The sequence below is a fragment of the Pseudoalteromonas sp. NZS37 genome (assembly GCF_015864265.1).
In the GTDB taxonomy this organism is placed as follows: Bacteria; Pseudomonadota; Gammaproteobacteria; order Enterobacterales; family Alteromonadaceae; genus Pseudoalteromonas; species Pseudoalteromonas arctica.
Map to the genome: position 1 here is coordinate 1 of NZ_JADYXL010000064.1, position 712 is coordinate 712.

The following is a 712-nucleotide window of genomic DNA, read 5'->3' on the forward strand; positions in this document are numbered from 1 at the left end:
CCCCGCCGGTACTGCCCCCACCGCCAGAGCGCGGCGGGTCTACGATCACGGCGCCGTTGTACTCGATCTCCGTGCTGCTTTCACTCACCAGATCGCTGGTCCCGCTGCTGTTGCTGACGTTGCGCACCGTGATCCAACGGGCGGTGATGGTCCCAGCCAGGGGCGGTTCGCTCAAGGTGATGGTCACAAAACCGCCGGCGTCGGGGCTAAGGCCGGCGAAACTCTCGCTGCGGGCCGACGTGTAGGCGTATTCGGTGTTGAACTCGCCGCCTGGGTCGATCATCGCCAAAGGTTTGAGGGAGATGAACCCGCTGTTGTACGTGATGCTGCCTGTAGCGTCTCCGGTGAAACCGCCTGTGCCGTTGTCGGTTGCGGTCTTCAACACACCCCCAGACTCCCAGGTCACGACGACGGACCCTGGTTCCAAGGGGGAGTGCGGTACGGTCCACGACAATTCGGGCATCCGAAAACCGATGGCGGCAGATCGGTTGGTGTACGCAGACTTCTCACCCCACGAGTAGATGATGGATGAGCCAACGTCTGGCATCGAGGGGAACGTTACGGCGATGGAGCCGTTGTCGTAGTTGACGGTGCCAACCCCCGTGCCCGTCAGGTTGCCGAGACCGTCGTCCTGGATGGTGTACCAACTACCGAGCGCCCGGAAGGAAACCACCAAGGAGTTCGCAGCCGGGAACGGCCGCAGGATGTCAAC

General features: G+C 62.8%; 1 protein-coding gene. It reads right to left on the reverse strand.

From position 1 onward, the window contains the following. Positions 1–712, reverse strand: a 712-nt coding sequence (locus tag I6F47_RS20430) for a hypothetical protein (protein ID WP_197184475.1), incomplete at both ends; no start/stop codon positions are given.